At 50.8% G+C, this 14,578-nt stretch carries 13 protein-coding genes and 1 pseudogene; 5 read left to right on the forward strand and 9 right to left on the reverse strand.

The genetic code is table 11. From position 1 onward, the window contains the following. Positions 1-106: 106 nt before the first annotated feature. The gene (locus L991_RS16105) at positions 107-1,900 is read left to right on the forward strand and encodes a 2-isopropylmalate synthase (RefSeq protein WP_047397018.1); all 1,794 of its coding nucleotides are present in this window, start codon (positions 107-109) and stop codon (positions 1,898-1,900) included. A 189-nt stretch (positions 1,901-2,089) separates the two neighbouring features. Here L991_RS16105 and L991_RS16110 read toward each other — a convergent pair whose 3' ends face one another. Together L991_RS16110 and wrbA are read right to left on the reverse strand one after the other, a co-directional pair. Further along, positions 2,090-2,482, reverse strand: coding sequence for a DUF2069 domain-containing protein (locus tag L991_RS16110; protein ID WP_052191019.1), 393 nt, complete (start codon positions 2,480-2,482; stop codon positions 2,090-2,092). Next, a complete protein-coding gene (wrbA, locus tag L991_RS16115) occupies positions 2,479-3,093 on the reverse strand; it encodes an NAD(P)H:quinone oxidoreductase (RefSeq protein WP_197053923.1) in 615 nt (204 codons plus the stop codon). The genes L991_RS16110 and wrbA overlap by 4 nt, the downstream gene beginning before the upstream one ends. Before the next feature lie 44 nt (positions 3,094-3,137). Here wrbA and L991_RS16120 point away from each other — a divergent pair, with 44 nt between their 5' ends. After that, positions 3,138-4,379, forward strand: coding sequence for a YihY family inner membrane protein (locus tag L991_RS16120; protein ID WP_052191020.1), 1,242 nt, complete (start codon positions 3,138-3,140; stop codon positions 4,377-4,379). On the opposite strand, the gene aroB is transcribed toward L991_RS16120, so the two are convergent. From aroB to L991_RS16155, 7 genes are all read right to left on the reverse strand, one after another. Beyond that, positions 4,313-5,401 carry a 3-dehydroquinate synthase gene (gene aroB / locus L991_RS16125; protein WP_052191021.1) on the reverse strand — a complete coding sequence of 363 codons (1,089 nt, stop codon included), beginning with the start codon at positions 5,399-5,401 and terminating at the stop codon, positions 4,313-4,315. The two genes, L991_RS16120 and aroB, sit on opposite strands and share 67 nt — an antisense overlap. Beyond that, positions 5,398-5,913 carry a shikimate kinase gene (locus L991_RS16130; RefSeq protein ID WP_231550574.1) on the reverse strand — a complete coding sequence of 172 codons (516 nt, stop codon included), beginning with the start codon at positions 5,911-5,913 and terminating at the stop codon, positions 5,398-5,400. Before L991_RS16130 ends, aroB begins: the two co-directional genes overlap by 4 nt. Before the next feature lie 66 nt (positions 5,914-5,979). Further along, positions 5,980-8,064 (reverse strand): type IV pilus secretin PilQ, encoded by a 2,085-nt coding sequence (gene pilQ / locus L991_RS16135; RefSeq protein ID WP_047397020.1) that lies wholly within the window; start codon positions 8,062-8,064, stop codon positions 5,980-5,982. After that, positions 8,061-8,594, reverse strand: coding sequence for a pilus assembly protein PilP (locus tag L991_RS16140; RefSeq protein WP_034619280.1), 534 nt, complete (start codon positions 8,592-8,594; stop codon positions 8,061-8,063). Before L991_RS16140 ends, pilQ begins: the two co-directional genes overlap by 4 nt. 12 nt (positions 8,595-8,606) lie before the next feature. Then, on the reverse strand, positions 8,607-9,248 hold the full coding sequence (locus tag L991_RS16145; RefSeq protein ID WP_047397021.1) for a type 4a pilus biogenesis protein PilO: 642 nt from the start codon (positions 9,246-9,248) through the stop codon (positions 8,607-8,609). Continuing rightward, positions 9,248-9,841 carry a PilN domain-containing protein gene (locus tag L991_RS16150; RefSeq protein ID WP_028449675.1) on the reverse strand — a complete coding sequence of 198 codons (594 nt, stop codon included), beginning with the start codon at positions 9,839-9,841 and terminating at the stop codon, positions 9,248-9,250. The genes L991_RS16145 and L991_RS16150 overlap by 1 nt, the downstream gene beginning before the upstream one ends. After that, complete coding sequence (locus tag L991_RS16155) at positions 9,838-10,911, reverse strand: pilus assembly protein PilM (protein WP_081986740.1); 1,074 nt, start codon at positions 10,909-10,911, stop codon at positions 9,838-9,840. Before L991_RS16155 ends, L991_RS16150 begins: the two co-directional genes overlap by 4 nt. Positions 10,912-11,067: 156 nt before the next feature. On the opposite strand from L991_RS16155, the gene L991_RS16160 reads away from it, so the two are divergent. The 3 genes and pseudogenes from L991_RS16160 to L991_RS17405 form a co-directional block, all read left to right on the forward strand. Further along, positions 11,068-13,383: a penicillin-binding protein 1A gene (locus L991_RS16160; RefSeq protein ID WP_047397023.1), complete on the forward strand. Its 2,316-nt coding sequence runs from the start codon at positions 11,068-11,070 to the stop codon at positions 13,381-13,383. Further along, the gene (locus tag L991_RS16165) at positions 13,383-13,745 is read left to right on the forward strand and encodes a flagellar brake protein (RefSeq protein WP_047397024.1); all 363 of its coding nucleotides are present in this window, start codon (positions 13,383-13,385) and stop codon (positions 13,743-13,745) included. Before L991_RS16160 ends, L991_RS16165 begins: the two co-directional genes overlap by 1 nt. A gap of 155 nt (positions 13,746-13,900) precedes the next feature. Continuing rightward, positions 13,901-14,355 (forward strand): annotated as a pseudogene (locus tag L991_RS17405) (transposase); the annotation flags it as partial. Between the last annotated feature and the right edge of the window lie 223 nt (positions 14,356-14,578).

A 14,578-nucleotide genomic window follows, 5' to 3' on the forward strand; every position in this document is an offset into this window, starting at 1 on the left:
GAATAACGTGGCGCCAAAATCACATTGGCGCCATTTTTTGCGCAAAATATTTGACTCGATGTCGAACAAATCGTACTCTAAACACATCAACGCGGAGAAACACCCCATGTCATTGGACATTGAACGTCTAATCGCCGATTTCGGCGGCCCGAGCAACCTGGCCGAAGCCCTGAATGCCATGTTTCCGGATGACCCGGTGTCCCGCGCTGCAATTTATAAATGGCGTGAACGCGGCAGCTTGCCCCTCACCCAAGTGGACAAGCTGGCTCAATTGGCTACCCGCCAAGGCCGCACTTTGAATATCCAGCACTATATGCGCAGCACACCCGCTGCCTCATTCAGTCAACAGGAGCACACCATGAGCAATACCCGTTTGGTTATTTTTGACACCACCTTGCGCGATGGCGAACAGTCGCCCGGCGCCTCAATGACCAAAGAAGAAAAAATCCGGATTGCTCGCCAGCTGGAAAAGCTGGGTGTGGATGTGATTGAAGCCGGCTTTGCCGCCGCCAGCCCTGGTGATTTTGATGCCATCAAAACCATCGCCGGCATTATCGAAAACAGCACCGTCTGTTCGCTCGCTCGCGCCAACGAGCGGGATGTACGTGCAGCCGGTGAAGCCATCAAAGACGCCAAACGCGGCCGGATTCATACCTTTATTGCCACCAGCCCGATTCATATGCAGCACAAATTGCGCATGGAACCGGATCAAGTGGTTGAGGCCGCCGTTAAAGCGGTGAAAATTGCCCGCGAATACACCACGGATGTGGAATTTTCCGCAGAAGACGCATTGCGCTCGGACATCGACTTTCTGGCCCGCATTTTTGGCGCCGTAATCGAAGCCGGCGCCACCACCTTGAACGTACCGGATACCGTGGGTTATGCCGTACCACAAAAAACCGAAGCGTTTTTCCGTGAGCTGATCGCGAAAACGCCCGGTGGGGATAAAGTAATCTGGTCAGCGCACTGTCACAATGATTTGGGCATGGCGGTTGCCAATTCGCTGGCCGCCGTCTTGGGTGGTGCACGCCAAGTGGAATGCACGATCAACGGCCTGGGCGAGCGCGCCGGCAATGCCGCGATGGAAGAAATCGTGATGGCCACCCGTACCCGCAAAGACATCTTCGGCGTGGAAACCCGCATCGACACCACGCAAATTGTACCGACCAGCAAATTGGTCTCCACCATCACCGGCTATCCGGTACAACCGAACAAAGCGATTGTCGGCGCCAATGCGTTTGCGCATGAATCCGGCATTCACCAAGATGGCGTGCTGAAACATCGCGAAACCTACGAAATCATGAGCGCCGAATCAGTGGGCTGGAGCACCAATCGCCTCACACTGGGCAAACTGTCGGGCCGCAACGCCTTCCGCACCAAGCTGCAGGAATTGGGCATCGAGATCGCCAGCGAAGAAGCGCTGAACGCCGCCTTTGCGCGCTTTAAAGAGTTGGCGGATAAAAAGCGCGAAATTTTCGACGAAGATTTGCATGCTCTGGTATCGGACGAGCTGATCTCGATCGAGCAAGAGCACTTCAAACTGGTGTCGCTGAAAGTGGTTTCAGAAACCGGTGAAACACCGCAGGCTGAGCTGGTGATGACCGAGGCGGGCCAAGAGCGTCGCGCCTTGGCGCATGGCGATGGCACGGTGGATGCAACCTTCAAAGCCATCGAATCGCTGATCAACAGCGGCGCCGAATTGCAGCTGTATTCAGTGAATGCGATCACTGCCGGCACCGACAGCCAAGGTGAAGTTACGGTTCGTCTGGCCAAAGATGGCCGGATCGTAAATGGCCAAGGCGCGGATACCGACATTATTGTTGCCAGCGCGAAAGCCTATATTTCTGCGCTGAATAAAATCAATAACAACGCCGAGCGCGTGCACCCGCAACCAGTTTAAGGGCTACGCCCCACAGGTTTGCCACAACGGGAACGAAATGATGTACCCGATCATTTCGCGAAACCAAGGCCATAAGCCTGCCGTTTCACACTCAAAGCTGACTTGACCCGAGCCAGCCCTAGGTCGCCCACCGCAAAAACAAAGCCCCGCCTGATCGGCGGGGCTTTTATTTGCTTCGATTTAATATGCTCAGGCGGCAGATTGCTGCTCGGCATACTGCGCCAATAGACTCGGGCGCGAATATTTGGCGTACAAGTTAGCGCTCGCATAACTCACCACGGCCAACACCACCTGCAACAGCGCCAAAATCTGGCCCAGCCCTTGCTCGGCATACGCCCGCATAATTCCTTCCAGCAACCACAGCAGCACAAACATGGTGTACCACTGAAAGGTGTAACGCCGGCCATGCAAGAGCCCGCGCAGTGGCAGCAACATAATCAGCGCCTTCGCCGCCAACCATGACCCCCCGGGGTATAGCGGTGAAAGCCATAGCTCCCATAGCATGGTGAGCAATACCATGGCCAGTACACAAGCTACCGTGAGCCACTGCCAGATTGGCAACTGCTTGGGTGATAAATTCATGCCGCCCCCTGCATCAGCTGGCGAGCCACTTCGGCCAGTCGCTTACCCTGCGCAATACACAGTTGGCGCTCCGCCTCGGAGATCGGCCGGCTGGAATCCGTACCCGCCCAATGGCTAGGGCCATAAGGGGTGCCGCCGGTAGTGGTCGAGAGCAAGGCGCTTTCAGAATAAGGCGTGCCAACGATCAACATGCCGTGGTGTAACAGCGGCAACATCATGGTGATCAGCGTGGATTCATTACCGCCATGCAAGGTACCAGAGCTGGTAAACACCGACGCGGGCTTGCCAATCAAGGTGCCTTGCAACCATTCGGCGATGGTGGAATCCCAAAAATACTTCATCGGCGCAGCCATATTGCCAAACCGGGTTGGGCTACCCACGGCAATACCGACGCATTCTTGTAAATCGGCGAGCTCCACATAGGGAGCCCCAGCCGCGGGAATAGCCGACTCTGTGGCTTCACAGACGGTAGAAATGCGGGGCACGGTACGCAAACGCGCCTGCATGCCCGGCACACTATCGATACCACGGGCAATCAGCTGCGCCATTTGCCGCGTGGCACCATGCGTGGAGTAATACAAGACCAGAATATCGCTCATGATCGGGCTCATAGAAAGTTTGCGGTATTATAAAGGGATTCTGTCGGTATAAAGTGATGATGACTGCTTCCAGCCCCTTGCCCCTGTGGCGCCGAGTTTTGGGTTTTAGCCGCTTTGTTGGCCAGCGCCTAGTGGCTGATCGCTGCCTTAATACCGCGGGCAGCCTTACCTACACCAGCCTGCTGGCCCTAGTACCGCTATTTACGATTGCACTGACGGTGATCTCGGCCTTTCCGATGTTCAGCGGGCTGAGTAGCCGTTTTCGTGGCTTTATCATTTCCAATCTGGTACCCGATGCCGCCGGCAAAGTCGTGGGTGTGTATATGCGGCAATTTGCCGACAACGCCGATCGCCTCACGGCCTTCGGCATGATTGGCTTGCTGGCCACCGCAATCCTGTTGATGACCACAATTGAAAAATCAGTAAACGACATTTGGCGCGTACGCCGGCAACGCAAGCTATTGCCGCGCACGCTAACCTACTGGGCCACCCTAACCCTGGCGCCATTACTGATCGGCTTAAGCCTTTCACTTACCAATTGGATTTCGAATCAGGCCGGGGGCTTTGCCAGCGGTTTTGATTTCAGCTTGATCAAAATCGGTCCGCCACTCTTGGTATTCTGTTCGCTCACGCTGTTGTACATGGCACTGCCTAATTGCTTCGTACCTCGCCATCACGCCACGACAGCGGCGCTGATCACCACAGCACTGTTGGAGGTCATGAAATGGCTGTTTGCCCTCTACTTAAAACAATTTGGTACTTACAAACTTGTCTATGGTGCGTTCGCCAGCTTTCCGATCTTTTTGTTGTGGCTGTATGTCTGCTGGGTAATCGTGCTGACTGGTGCAGTGATTTCCGCGACGCTCTCCTACTGGCACAATGATGGTTGGCAATGGAGCCAGCACCATGGTACCCGCTTTGAGCAAGCGATGAGTATTTTGGCCGAGTTAGCCAAGGCGCATACGAATTCTTATATTCTGCACATCGATGAGCTGCGCAAACGGGTGGGATTAGGCGTCGATGCGACGCAAAACCTGCTCGACCAAATGGCCGAAAAAGGCTGGGTGGAATCCAACCGCGATGGGCAATGGTTTTTGGCTGGTAGTGCCGCCAATATCGGGCTGGATCAGGTATTCGAGCTGATCGTTAGCCCGCTCAGCACCGAAGAAAAAAGCGGCCTGACCTTGCCGCTCGACAAGGCCAAAGCCGCTTTAGCGATATCACTGGCCGATTATTTAGCCGCGCAGCCCGCTGCCAACGCGGCATCAATTGCAGATTCAGGCAACTCGCCAATATAAGCTTCACCCAGCTGGCGCAGTAGAATGAATTTGATCTTGCCAGCATCTACTTTCTTATCTTGCGCCATTAGCGCCTTATAGCGCGCGGCGCCAAGATCAGGGGCCACCACCGGTAAACCAGCAGCCAAGAGTAGGTTTGTCACGCGGGCAACATCTGCGGCCGCCAACTGCCCCAGCGCTTGCGAAGCATGTGCAGCCAACACCATTCCCGCCGCAACCGCTTCACCGTGCAACCAAGCGCCATAGCCTAAGCCGGCTTCAATGGCATGCCCAAAGGTATGGCCAAGATTGAGCAATGCCCGCTGACCGGTTTCTTTTTCATCAGCGGCGACAATTCGCGCTTTGTTCAAACAGCAGCGTTCGATGGCATAAGCCAATAGATCGTCCTGCCGCGCCATCACGCCCTGAATATTCGCCTCAAGCCAGAGCAAAAACTCAGGGTCATCAATAAACGCGTACTTAATTACCTCGGCCATGCCGGCGCTAAATTCGCGATCCGGCAAGGTGCTTAAAGTGTCCAAATCGGCCAACACAAGCTTGGGCTGATAAAAAGCGCCAATCATGTTTTTACCCAGCGGATGATTGATCGCCGTCTTGCCACCCACGGAAGAATCAACCTGCGCGAGCAAGGTGGTCGGAATTTGAATGAAGGGTACACCGCGCTGATAAATTGCAGCGGCAAAACCAGTCATATCGCCAATCACCCCACCACCAAGCGCGATTAGGGTGGTTTTCCGCTCCGCACGCTCGGTGAGTAGCGCATCCATAATTTGATTTAGCGATTCCCAGGTTTTGTATTGCTCACCATCGGGAAGAATGATGGCCTGTACTGTGACCCCCTTGGCCTCTAGCACTTGTTTTAACTGCGGCAAATAAAGTGGCGCAACAGTCTCATTGCTCACAATCGCCACCCGCGGCTGCGCGAGCTGAGCCACAATCAATTCGGCTTGGGCGAGCAATCCACGGCCTATATGAATGTTGTACGGGGCGTGAGCAATATCTACCGGCACAATGTGGGTCATTGGTTCTTTTCCAGTTCTTTAATCAGTAGTTGCAGCAGTGAATTGACACTTTGGTTGCTAGTATCAATAACCAGATCGGCCACTTCACGATAAAGAGGATCACGAATGGCAAATAGCTCGGCTAAGCGCGCTTTGGGATCGGCGGTCTGCAATAATGGCCGGTTTTTATCGTGGCAGGTGCGTTGATATAGTTCTTCAGGCGATGCGCAGAGGTAAATCACATAACCATTGCGCCGCAGAAATGCCCGGTTATCCGGATTGAGTACCGCCCCACCGCCGGTGGCCAGCACGATATTCTGGAGCTGGGTGAGCTCAGCAATCGCCTCAGCCTCGCGCGCACGAAAACCCGCCTCGCCTTCAAGTTCGAAAATCGTCGGGATACGGGCACCGGTTCTAGCCTCGATTTCATGATCAGAATCATGAAAAATTTTGCCACTCGCCTTCGCTAAGGCTCGCCCCACGGTTGTTTTGCCAGCCCCCATGAGGCCGACCAAAAAAAAATTGCCTGGCATTTTCATACCAGGCATTTTACTTGAATCACTGTGGCTAGGCGATGATCAACACCGCATTCGCAACAATTAGCGCAGCGTCAGATCTGACTGCAGCACCCGTGGGGTCAAGAAGATCAGTAACTCACGCTTTTGCGTACTTTGTGCACGGTTCTTGAACAGATTGCCCACTACAGGGATATCGCCGAGCATTGGGACCTGAGTCACTGTATTGGTCGTATCTTCGATGTAGATACCACCAATAACAACCGTGCCACCATTCTCCACCAAAACCTTAGTCTTGATTTGCTTGGTATTGATGGCTGGACCACTCAGGGTATTTTCACCACGACTGTCTTTATTCACGGCTACATCCATGAACACATTGCCATCAGGAGTGATTTGAGGCGTCACTTTCAAAGACAGGGTTGCCTTTTTGAATGAAACAGATGTTGCACCATTCTGTGAAGATTCCGAATAAGGAATTTCCTGACCGTCTTCAATCACCGCCTCGACTTGATCTGCAGTAACTAGCCGCGGACTAGAAACAATCTTACCTTTGCCGTCTTGTTCCAGTGCACTCAGTTCCAAACCGAGCAAGCCATCAGAACCAGCCACCATCATTGCGATAGAGGCGGGATTAAAACCACCAATTGCTGCAGCAGGAAGGCTAACTTGGGGCGTATTCCCAGCTAAGGCTGGGCCAGGATAACTTTCACCTCCAGTAGTTTTATAGTCTTTCGTAGTCAAGCCACCCGCAGCTCCATAATCTTTCTTCATGTACAGGCCATGAAACTTCACCCCCAAGTTGCGGCTAAAACCATCTTCAGCCTCAACGATGCGCGCTTCAATCATGACTTGCCGCACAGGGATGTCTGTCTTCGCAATCAATTCACGAATCTGCTCCAGTTTGGATGGAATATCCTGCACAATCACTTGATTAGTACGCGGTACGATAACAGCACTACCCCGAGGAGAAAGCAATTTTTGCTTATCGTCAGTAAGTACCGTTTTCATCTCATCGGCTTTTGTATATTTCAGCGAGAAATATTCTGTACGAGTAGGTTCGAGCTCGGCTATTTGCTTTTTAGCTTCCAGCTCTTGCTTCTCTTTAGATGCTAGCTCATCACGTGGTGCAATCCACATTACGTTGCCAGATTTGCGCTGATCCAGACCTTTGGCTTGCAAGATAATATCCAGAGCTTGATCCCATGGCACATCTTTAAGCCGCAGAGTGAGTGCGCCATTCACCGTATCGCTGGTGATAATGTTCATGCCGGTGAATTCGGCAATCACTTGCAGCACGGTGCGAATCTCAACGTTCTGGAAATTAAGTGAGAGTTTCTCGCCCTTATAATTTGGCTTGCTTTGCGCTGATTTTTTAGCGTCACTGGTATCGCGCACCTCAACAACAAAGCGATTTTCAGTTTGATAGGCCGAATACTCCCAAGTACCTTTTGGCTCAATCAGCATTTTCACTGTATCGCCTTGGCTAAAGGTATCTACACGCTGGATCGGGGTACCGAAGTCCGCCACATCCAAACTACGCTCCAACGTTTTGGGCAAACCCACTTTAGAAAATTCAACCAGTAGTTTTTTGCCTTGTTGGCGAATATCGATACCAACATTTGAGCTAGATAAATCAATAATCACTTTACCCTCACCCGATGAACCGCGGCGAAAGTCAATATCCTGAATACCCTCACGTTTGCCCGTTGCTTTTGATTCGGCAAATTGAGTGCCCGCTCTTACTGGTGCAGCATCTTTTGCCGTGGTGGCACCAGCTGCCCCATCAACAGAAATTAGCAAGGCATTGCCATCAACTTTTGTTTCATAGGCTGCCGGTTTTTGCAAATTAAATACCAAGCGGGTGCGGCCAGTACCTTCGGCAATATTAATCAGGCGCAAGGCGGCGCCATTGACCTGCACTGAGCTTTTACCCGCTTGATTCGTTGTATTGGCAAAGTCAAACGCTATCCGAGGCGGGGTATTGACTGAGAAGCTGGTTGGAGTAGGAGGTGTACCACCAAACATCACCTTAACAATCTGCTTTTCTGCGCTGACATTACTCACTTCAATACCAGTAATATTTGCAGCCTCAGCAGCTAATGCCAGCGGAGTCCACAACAGCAGCGCAATCTTCGCGAAACCACCGAGAATTCTAGTTAAAGTCATTTTTTCTGCTCCGCGTCATCCAGACCCAAGGTTGTGGTGCGCTCAACCCAATCCCCACCACTATCTTCAACAATTTCTTTTAGGGTAATTTCGGTTTCAGTTACCTTGGTAACCATGCCAAAATCCTGCCCCATATAGCTTCCCGTTTTTACTCGGTAAAGATTACCATCCGGAGCCTTTACCAGAGCCTGAATAGTTTTGCCTTGTTGCAAGGTGCCAACCATTCTTAACTTTTCCAGATCGTAGTTTTCAAGCACTTCTTTAGGACGATTAGTGTTTGGAGCGATACCACCCGTCCCAGCTTTCTTTGCCAGCTCCATTTTACTTGGTCGAAATGGATCGGGCAGAGAAAATGCTTCATATGCAAAAGGCTGATACGGCTTAACCTCCGGCAATGGCTCTACACGACCTCGCAAGCCCTCAGTTTGCTCTTGCATCCAAACTTTCAAATCTGCATTCTCTTCAGAAAAACAACCACTAAGCAAAGTACAGAAGGGAAGCAACAGGGCGATGGTTTTAAGTCTTAGCATGTTCTCGCCCTCTTATTGTCGATTCTTTTTACGGGCTTCAATTTCAGCCTGGCGAATAGCCTGCTGCTCTGCCTCGTCTAGCGCACGATAGGTTTTAACCGTTGCTTCCATGGACAAAAGGCTGGGGTCTTTCGGCACTGAAAGTTTAATATCACTAAGAGTAACAATTCGCGATAGCTGCGCAACATCACTTACGAAAGCAGAGAGATCGTGATACGAACCAGTAACCTTAATGTTGATTGGCATTTCTGCGAACTCTGCGGTTTTTACTTCAGAGCCAGGCTTAAACAATTCAAACATCAAGCCGCGGCCAACCCCTGCCTGATTAATTTCGGTCAGCAATGTTTCCATTTCAGACTTATTGGGTAGCTGCTTCAGCAATGCTCCAAATGCCTGCTGAATCTCTAGCAATTGTTGGCGATACGCTTCAAGATTAATCGCCTTTTTCTTTTTTTCGAGATATTGCTGCTTCAGCTGTTCTTCTTGCTGAACACCAGCATCCAGCTCATCAAATTGTGGCTGCCAAAAATAAAATACGCCCGCAGCAACAACGACTGCTACTAATACAACCGCAGAAGTTAGCTGAACCACCAGCGGCCAGTTGCCAGCGTCTTTGGGATCTAGATTTTTGAAATCGTCTAACGTAACAGCCATTATTGCCCCCTAGCAACCGCGGGTTTTGACGCGACCATGGATGCGTCCAAAGAAGCACGGGTAACCTTAATGTTCAACGTAAATTCAGATAGACGCTGATTTCCAACACTTGCTGCTTTGGTTTCAATCAACAACGGCTGTTCGAACACAGGAGAATCATTGACGTTACGCATCAAAGTGGAAACCCGAGCATTTGATTGGGCCAAGCCATTCAAGGTCAGTTGCTCTCCCACTTGCTTAACATCTTTTAAGTACACGCCTTCAGGAACTTGCCGCGTTAGTTGATCCATAATGTGAACAGTTTCAGTTCGATTGGATTGTAAGCGTTCAACAATCTGTTTTCGATCCAGAAGGGCCTGCTTCTCTGACTTTAGCTTTTCGATTTCTGCAATCTCTTTGTCGAGTTTGGCATTCTCAGCCGTCAGAAATTGATTCCGCTCATTTTGGGCCTCGATCTTAGTTGCTAACAAGAGGTAACCCGCGAGAACAATCGAACAAGCCGCAACAAATGAGAAACCGAGCAAGGCAACATAACGCCGTTGCCTTGCCAGTCTTTTTTCCTCGCGATGAGGAAGTAAGTTAATACGTATCATGCAGGATCAAACCTCCGCATAGCCAAACCACACGCGATCAGGAGCGAAGGCGCATCTAATTGAATCTGTTTACCACGAACCTTGCCAGTAGACATACTAAAGAAGGGATTGGCCCGCATAGTACTTGCCACCTGAGTGCGGCTGGAAACTGCCTCATCCAAGCCATGAATCACGCTACACCCACCGGCCAGTAAAATATGATCAACTGTCGTGTAATTGCTCGACGTATAGAAGAACTGCAAAGAGCGAGATATCTCTAATGCCATCGTATCCATGAAGGGCTGCAGCACATCAGGCTCATAATTATCTGGCAAGCCACCTTGACGCTTGGCAGATTCAGCTTCTTCAGATGACATATTGAATTTACGCTGAATCTCTTGGGTTAGCTGGTTACCCGCGTAGCCTTGATCCCGGCTATAAATCGACTGCCCATCTTTGAAGATATTCATATGCATCGCTGTGGCACCAATATCCACCACCGCTACAATTTGATTTTCACCGCCATTCGGCAGCTGCGGACGCATTAACTCAAAAGCGGCCTGAGTTGCGTAAGATTCAACATCTAGCACCACAGCCTTAAGCCCCGCGTCTTCGATTGCTGCGACGCGCTCTTCCACCTTAGTTTTTTTAGCGGCCGCGATGAGAACTTCATCTTCGTCAGGATTGTTAGGTGCAGGTCCGAGTACCTGAAAATCTAAATTCACTTCATCCAAAGAAAATGGAATGTACTGATTTGCCTCCGTTTCGACCTGCATCTCAAGATCGCGCTCACTCATTCCCGAAGCAACAAGGATCTTCTTGGTAATAACCGCCGATGCAGGCAAAGCCACAGCAACGTTCTTCACCTTGCTACCTAGTTGTTTCCAAGCACGCTGCACAGCCTCCGCAACAGCCTCTGGATTAGTGATGTTGCTATCCGTTACAGCATCTTTGGGCAAAGGCTCAATCACATAGCGATCTAGGCTAAAATTGCGCCCCGTCTGGCTCAGCTCAACCATCTTGACCGCAGAGGCACTGATGTCCACCCCGATAAGCGGGGGAGCTGATGGCTTTAAGAAATCGAGGTTCAACGCAATAATCCTCTTTTATATCATGCAAAAAATGCTAGCAGTGGGGCTAACGAAGTGTAAAGCTCACATTCTGCGGAAGATGCTTTTTGCAACAAACAGGTATTCGCAGTACATTACGCTTAAAACCAACTCTATAAACAAATACTCGTTATCGCAATGATCAAGAAAATATTTTTAAGCTTGTTGGCTGTGGCTGGCGGATTATCCCTGCTTGCAGCTGCGCTCGTTGTGATGGCGATTACAGTAACATACCCCAAGCTCCCATCCTTAGAGGCCCTCACGGACTACAAACCTAAGGTCCCCTTGCGCATCTACACACAAGATAAGGTATTAATCGGTGAATTTGGCGAGGAACGCAGAGCTTTCACGCCAATTGATCAGGTTCCCAAACAAATGATCAATGCGCTTCTGGCCGCGGAAGATGAGCGGTTTTATCAACATGGCGGCATCGATTATTTAGGCGTACTGCGGGCAATTGCAGGTAATTTAATCTCCGGTCAAGCGAGATCTGGCGCCAGCACTATCACGATGCAGGTAGCTAGAAATTTTTATTTATCCAACGAAAAGACAATATCAAGAAAGTTCAATGAGGCGCTTCTATCCTTCAAAATTGAACACAATCTTTCAAAAGATCAAATTCTTGAGCTTTATATTAACCAAATCTACCTAGGACAGCGCGCCTACGGGTTTGCATCAGCGGCTCAAACATACTATGGCAAGCCGCTGAGTCAACTCAGTATTGCCCAATTTGCCATGCTGGCGGGCCTGCCGAAAGCACCTTCAGCGTATAACCCTGTCGTTAATCCTAAACGAGCAAAGCTACGTCAACTTTACGTGCTGCGCCGCATGCACGAATTACAAATGATCACGCCTGCGGAATATGAAGCCGCAAAAGTGGCCGAAATTCAAGTACAGCGTGGCACTAATGCCTATCCAATTCACGCGGAATACGTTGCCGAAATGGTAAGGCAGATGATTCATGAGAAATATAAAGACGCAGCGTACACCGATGGTTTTCAGGTTTACACCACGATCAATAGCCAACAACAGCAAGCAGCCTATGAGGCATTGCGTACGGGTCTGATCGACTATGACACGAGACATGGGTATCGCGGTCCTGAAGGGTTTGTCGACACCAACTTGCTCACGCCGGGCTCAGAAGACCTGCTAGATGAAGCCCTTGCCAACACTAAAGATGCTGATGAATTAAAAGTTGCAGTTGCAATCTCCGTTTCCAGCAAAGAAGTAACAGCCTACATCAAGGGTGAAGAGCGCATCTCCATAAAGGGCGACGGACTCAGATTTGCTAGATCAGCGCTATCCGAGAAAGCCCCGCCAGCCAATCGGATCCGGCCTGGCGCAATCATTCGCGTGCGCGCAAGTGCCCAAGGCTGGACGATTGCACAGCTACCACAAGTTGAAGGCGCAATGGTGGCGCTCAACCCTGACAACGGAGCAATAACCGCGTTGGTCGGCGGCTTTGATTTTAATCGCAATAATTTTAACCACGTTACTCAGGCATGGCGCCAGCCAGGTTCTAGCTTTAAGCCATTTATTTACTCTGCCGCGCTTGAGCGTGGCGTAACCCCTTCCACGCAAATTAATGATGCACCACTCGTCATCGATCAATCAGATGCCAACGGGCAGCGCTGGGAACCTAAAAACTATGATGGTTCTTTTTCCGGCATGATGTCGGTACGGAAAGCACTAACCCTTTCCAAGAACTTAGTCTCTATTCGAATTTTGCAAGCCATTGGGCCAGACTATGCTCAACAGCACATTACTCGCTTTGGCTTCCCCCCCAAAAATCACCCAGCCTACCTCACCATGGCGCTTGGTGCAGGTAGTGTCACGCCCTTACAAATGGCAGAAGGCTACGCCGTCTTTGCTAATACCGGTTTTCGGGTGCGGTCTTATTTTATTGATCGGATTGAAGACAGTCGCGGTAAAGTTCTTGCCAAAACCCAACCAGAAATCGCAGGACAAAACGCACCACGTACACTCGATCCACGCAATGCCTTTATCATGTCTAGCATGATGGGGGATGTCATCAAAATGGGTACTGCAACCAAAGCCAAGGCCTTAGGGCGTAACGACCTTGCAGGTAAAACCGGCACCACCAATGATGCTTTTGATGCGTGGTTTGCTGGCTATAGCCCGAAATTGGTTGCAATTACCTGGATTGGCTTCGATCAACCTCGGAGTCTTGGTGCAAGAGAAACTGGTGGCGCTGCCGCTTTGCCAGTCTGGGTAAACTTCATGAGCAGCGCATTAAAAGACACTCCTGAGCTAACCCGCCCGATTCCAGAAGGCATCATCACCAGAACGACAGAAACAGAGCGCGGACCTATTTCTGAGTACTATCTGCAGGAATTCCCCAACACCAACAGTGAATTAGGCTTGAGTGGTGGCGGCAATACAGACGAAGCCGGCGCACAGCCTCTCGGTGAAATCAAAGAGCTGCTTTTCTAATGACCATTGATTCTCAACGTCGCAACCTATATCGAGCCAAGATCCCTCAGCAGATCAATGCACGCTGTATTTTGCAAACCGCAACAGACCCGATTGATGTCCGCATATCTGACATTAGCTTAAGTGGCGTGGGCTTTCTTGGTTTTTACCCCGAACTAGATCTCGAGATCGGTGATGTACTCACACAGTGTCGGATTGAACTACCCGGCATCGGCTTTATTTGTTGCAGCCTTTGCCTCGCCTCCCAATCAGAGCAACTGCTCACGAATGGACTTAAATCAATTCGCTCAGGTTGGCAATTCATACAATTAACAGAGCAGCAAGAATCAAAGATACAACGCTTTATCTTCAGCATTGAGTGATGCACATTTCCTGTTTCTGATAAGCAATCCACTTGCTATGCCGCTGGCGAACTCAAACACGGCCCAATAACGCTCATCGATGAAGAACCGACGCCACCCCCATCTTGAGTAGCACGTGACTTTAGAGTCCAATCCACCATGACAAGGAGTTGGACATGAAGAAACGATTCACAGAAGAACAGATCATTGGCTTCCTGCGAGAAGCCGAAGCCGGCATGCCCATCGCCGAACTGTGCCGCAAGCATGCTTTCTCCGAGGCCAGCTACTACCTCTGGCGCAGCAAGTTTGGCGGCATGAATATCTCGGAGGTCAAGCGGCTCAAAGAGCTGGAAACCGAGAACGCACGACTCAAGAAGCTCCTGGCGGAGACCATGCTCGAGAACGAGATCACCAAGGAAGCCCTCCGAAAGAAGTGGTGAGCGCACCGTCACGGCGGGAGCTGGTGCGCTATTTGTCGGGCAAGGGGCTGAGTGAACGCCGATCGTTGCGTTTAGCGGGCATGAGCCCTAGCGCCTTCCGCTACCAGCCACAGCCAGACCGCAATGCCACACTCAAGGAAAAAATCATCACGCTGGCACAGCGCCACCGGCGCTACGGTGCCAGCATGATTTAAGAAAGCGCTGGATGGCCTGACGCCAGCAGCCTACGCCAAGTCGCTCGCGCAAAAATCAGATAAATTAGCCATGGATTCTAAAGCGGAGTGCTACTGAGATTGGGGGGACGTCGGAGCTTCGCTTTGCTGCTGTTCTGCACCCCGCCACTTCCGCCGCGCAAAGCAAAAAGCCCAGCTCTTCCGAGCTGGGCTTCTTTAGGGGAGTCTGGCAATGACCTAC

Origin of the sequence: Chitinibacter sp. ZOR0017 (assembly GCF_000799095.1) — a bacterium.
In the GTDB taxonomy this organism is placed as follows: Bacteria; Pseudomonadota; Gammaproteobacteria; order Burkholderiales; family Chitinibacteraceae; genus Chitinibacter; species Chitinibacter tainanensis.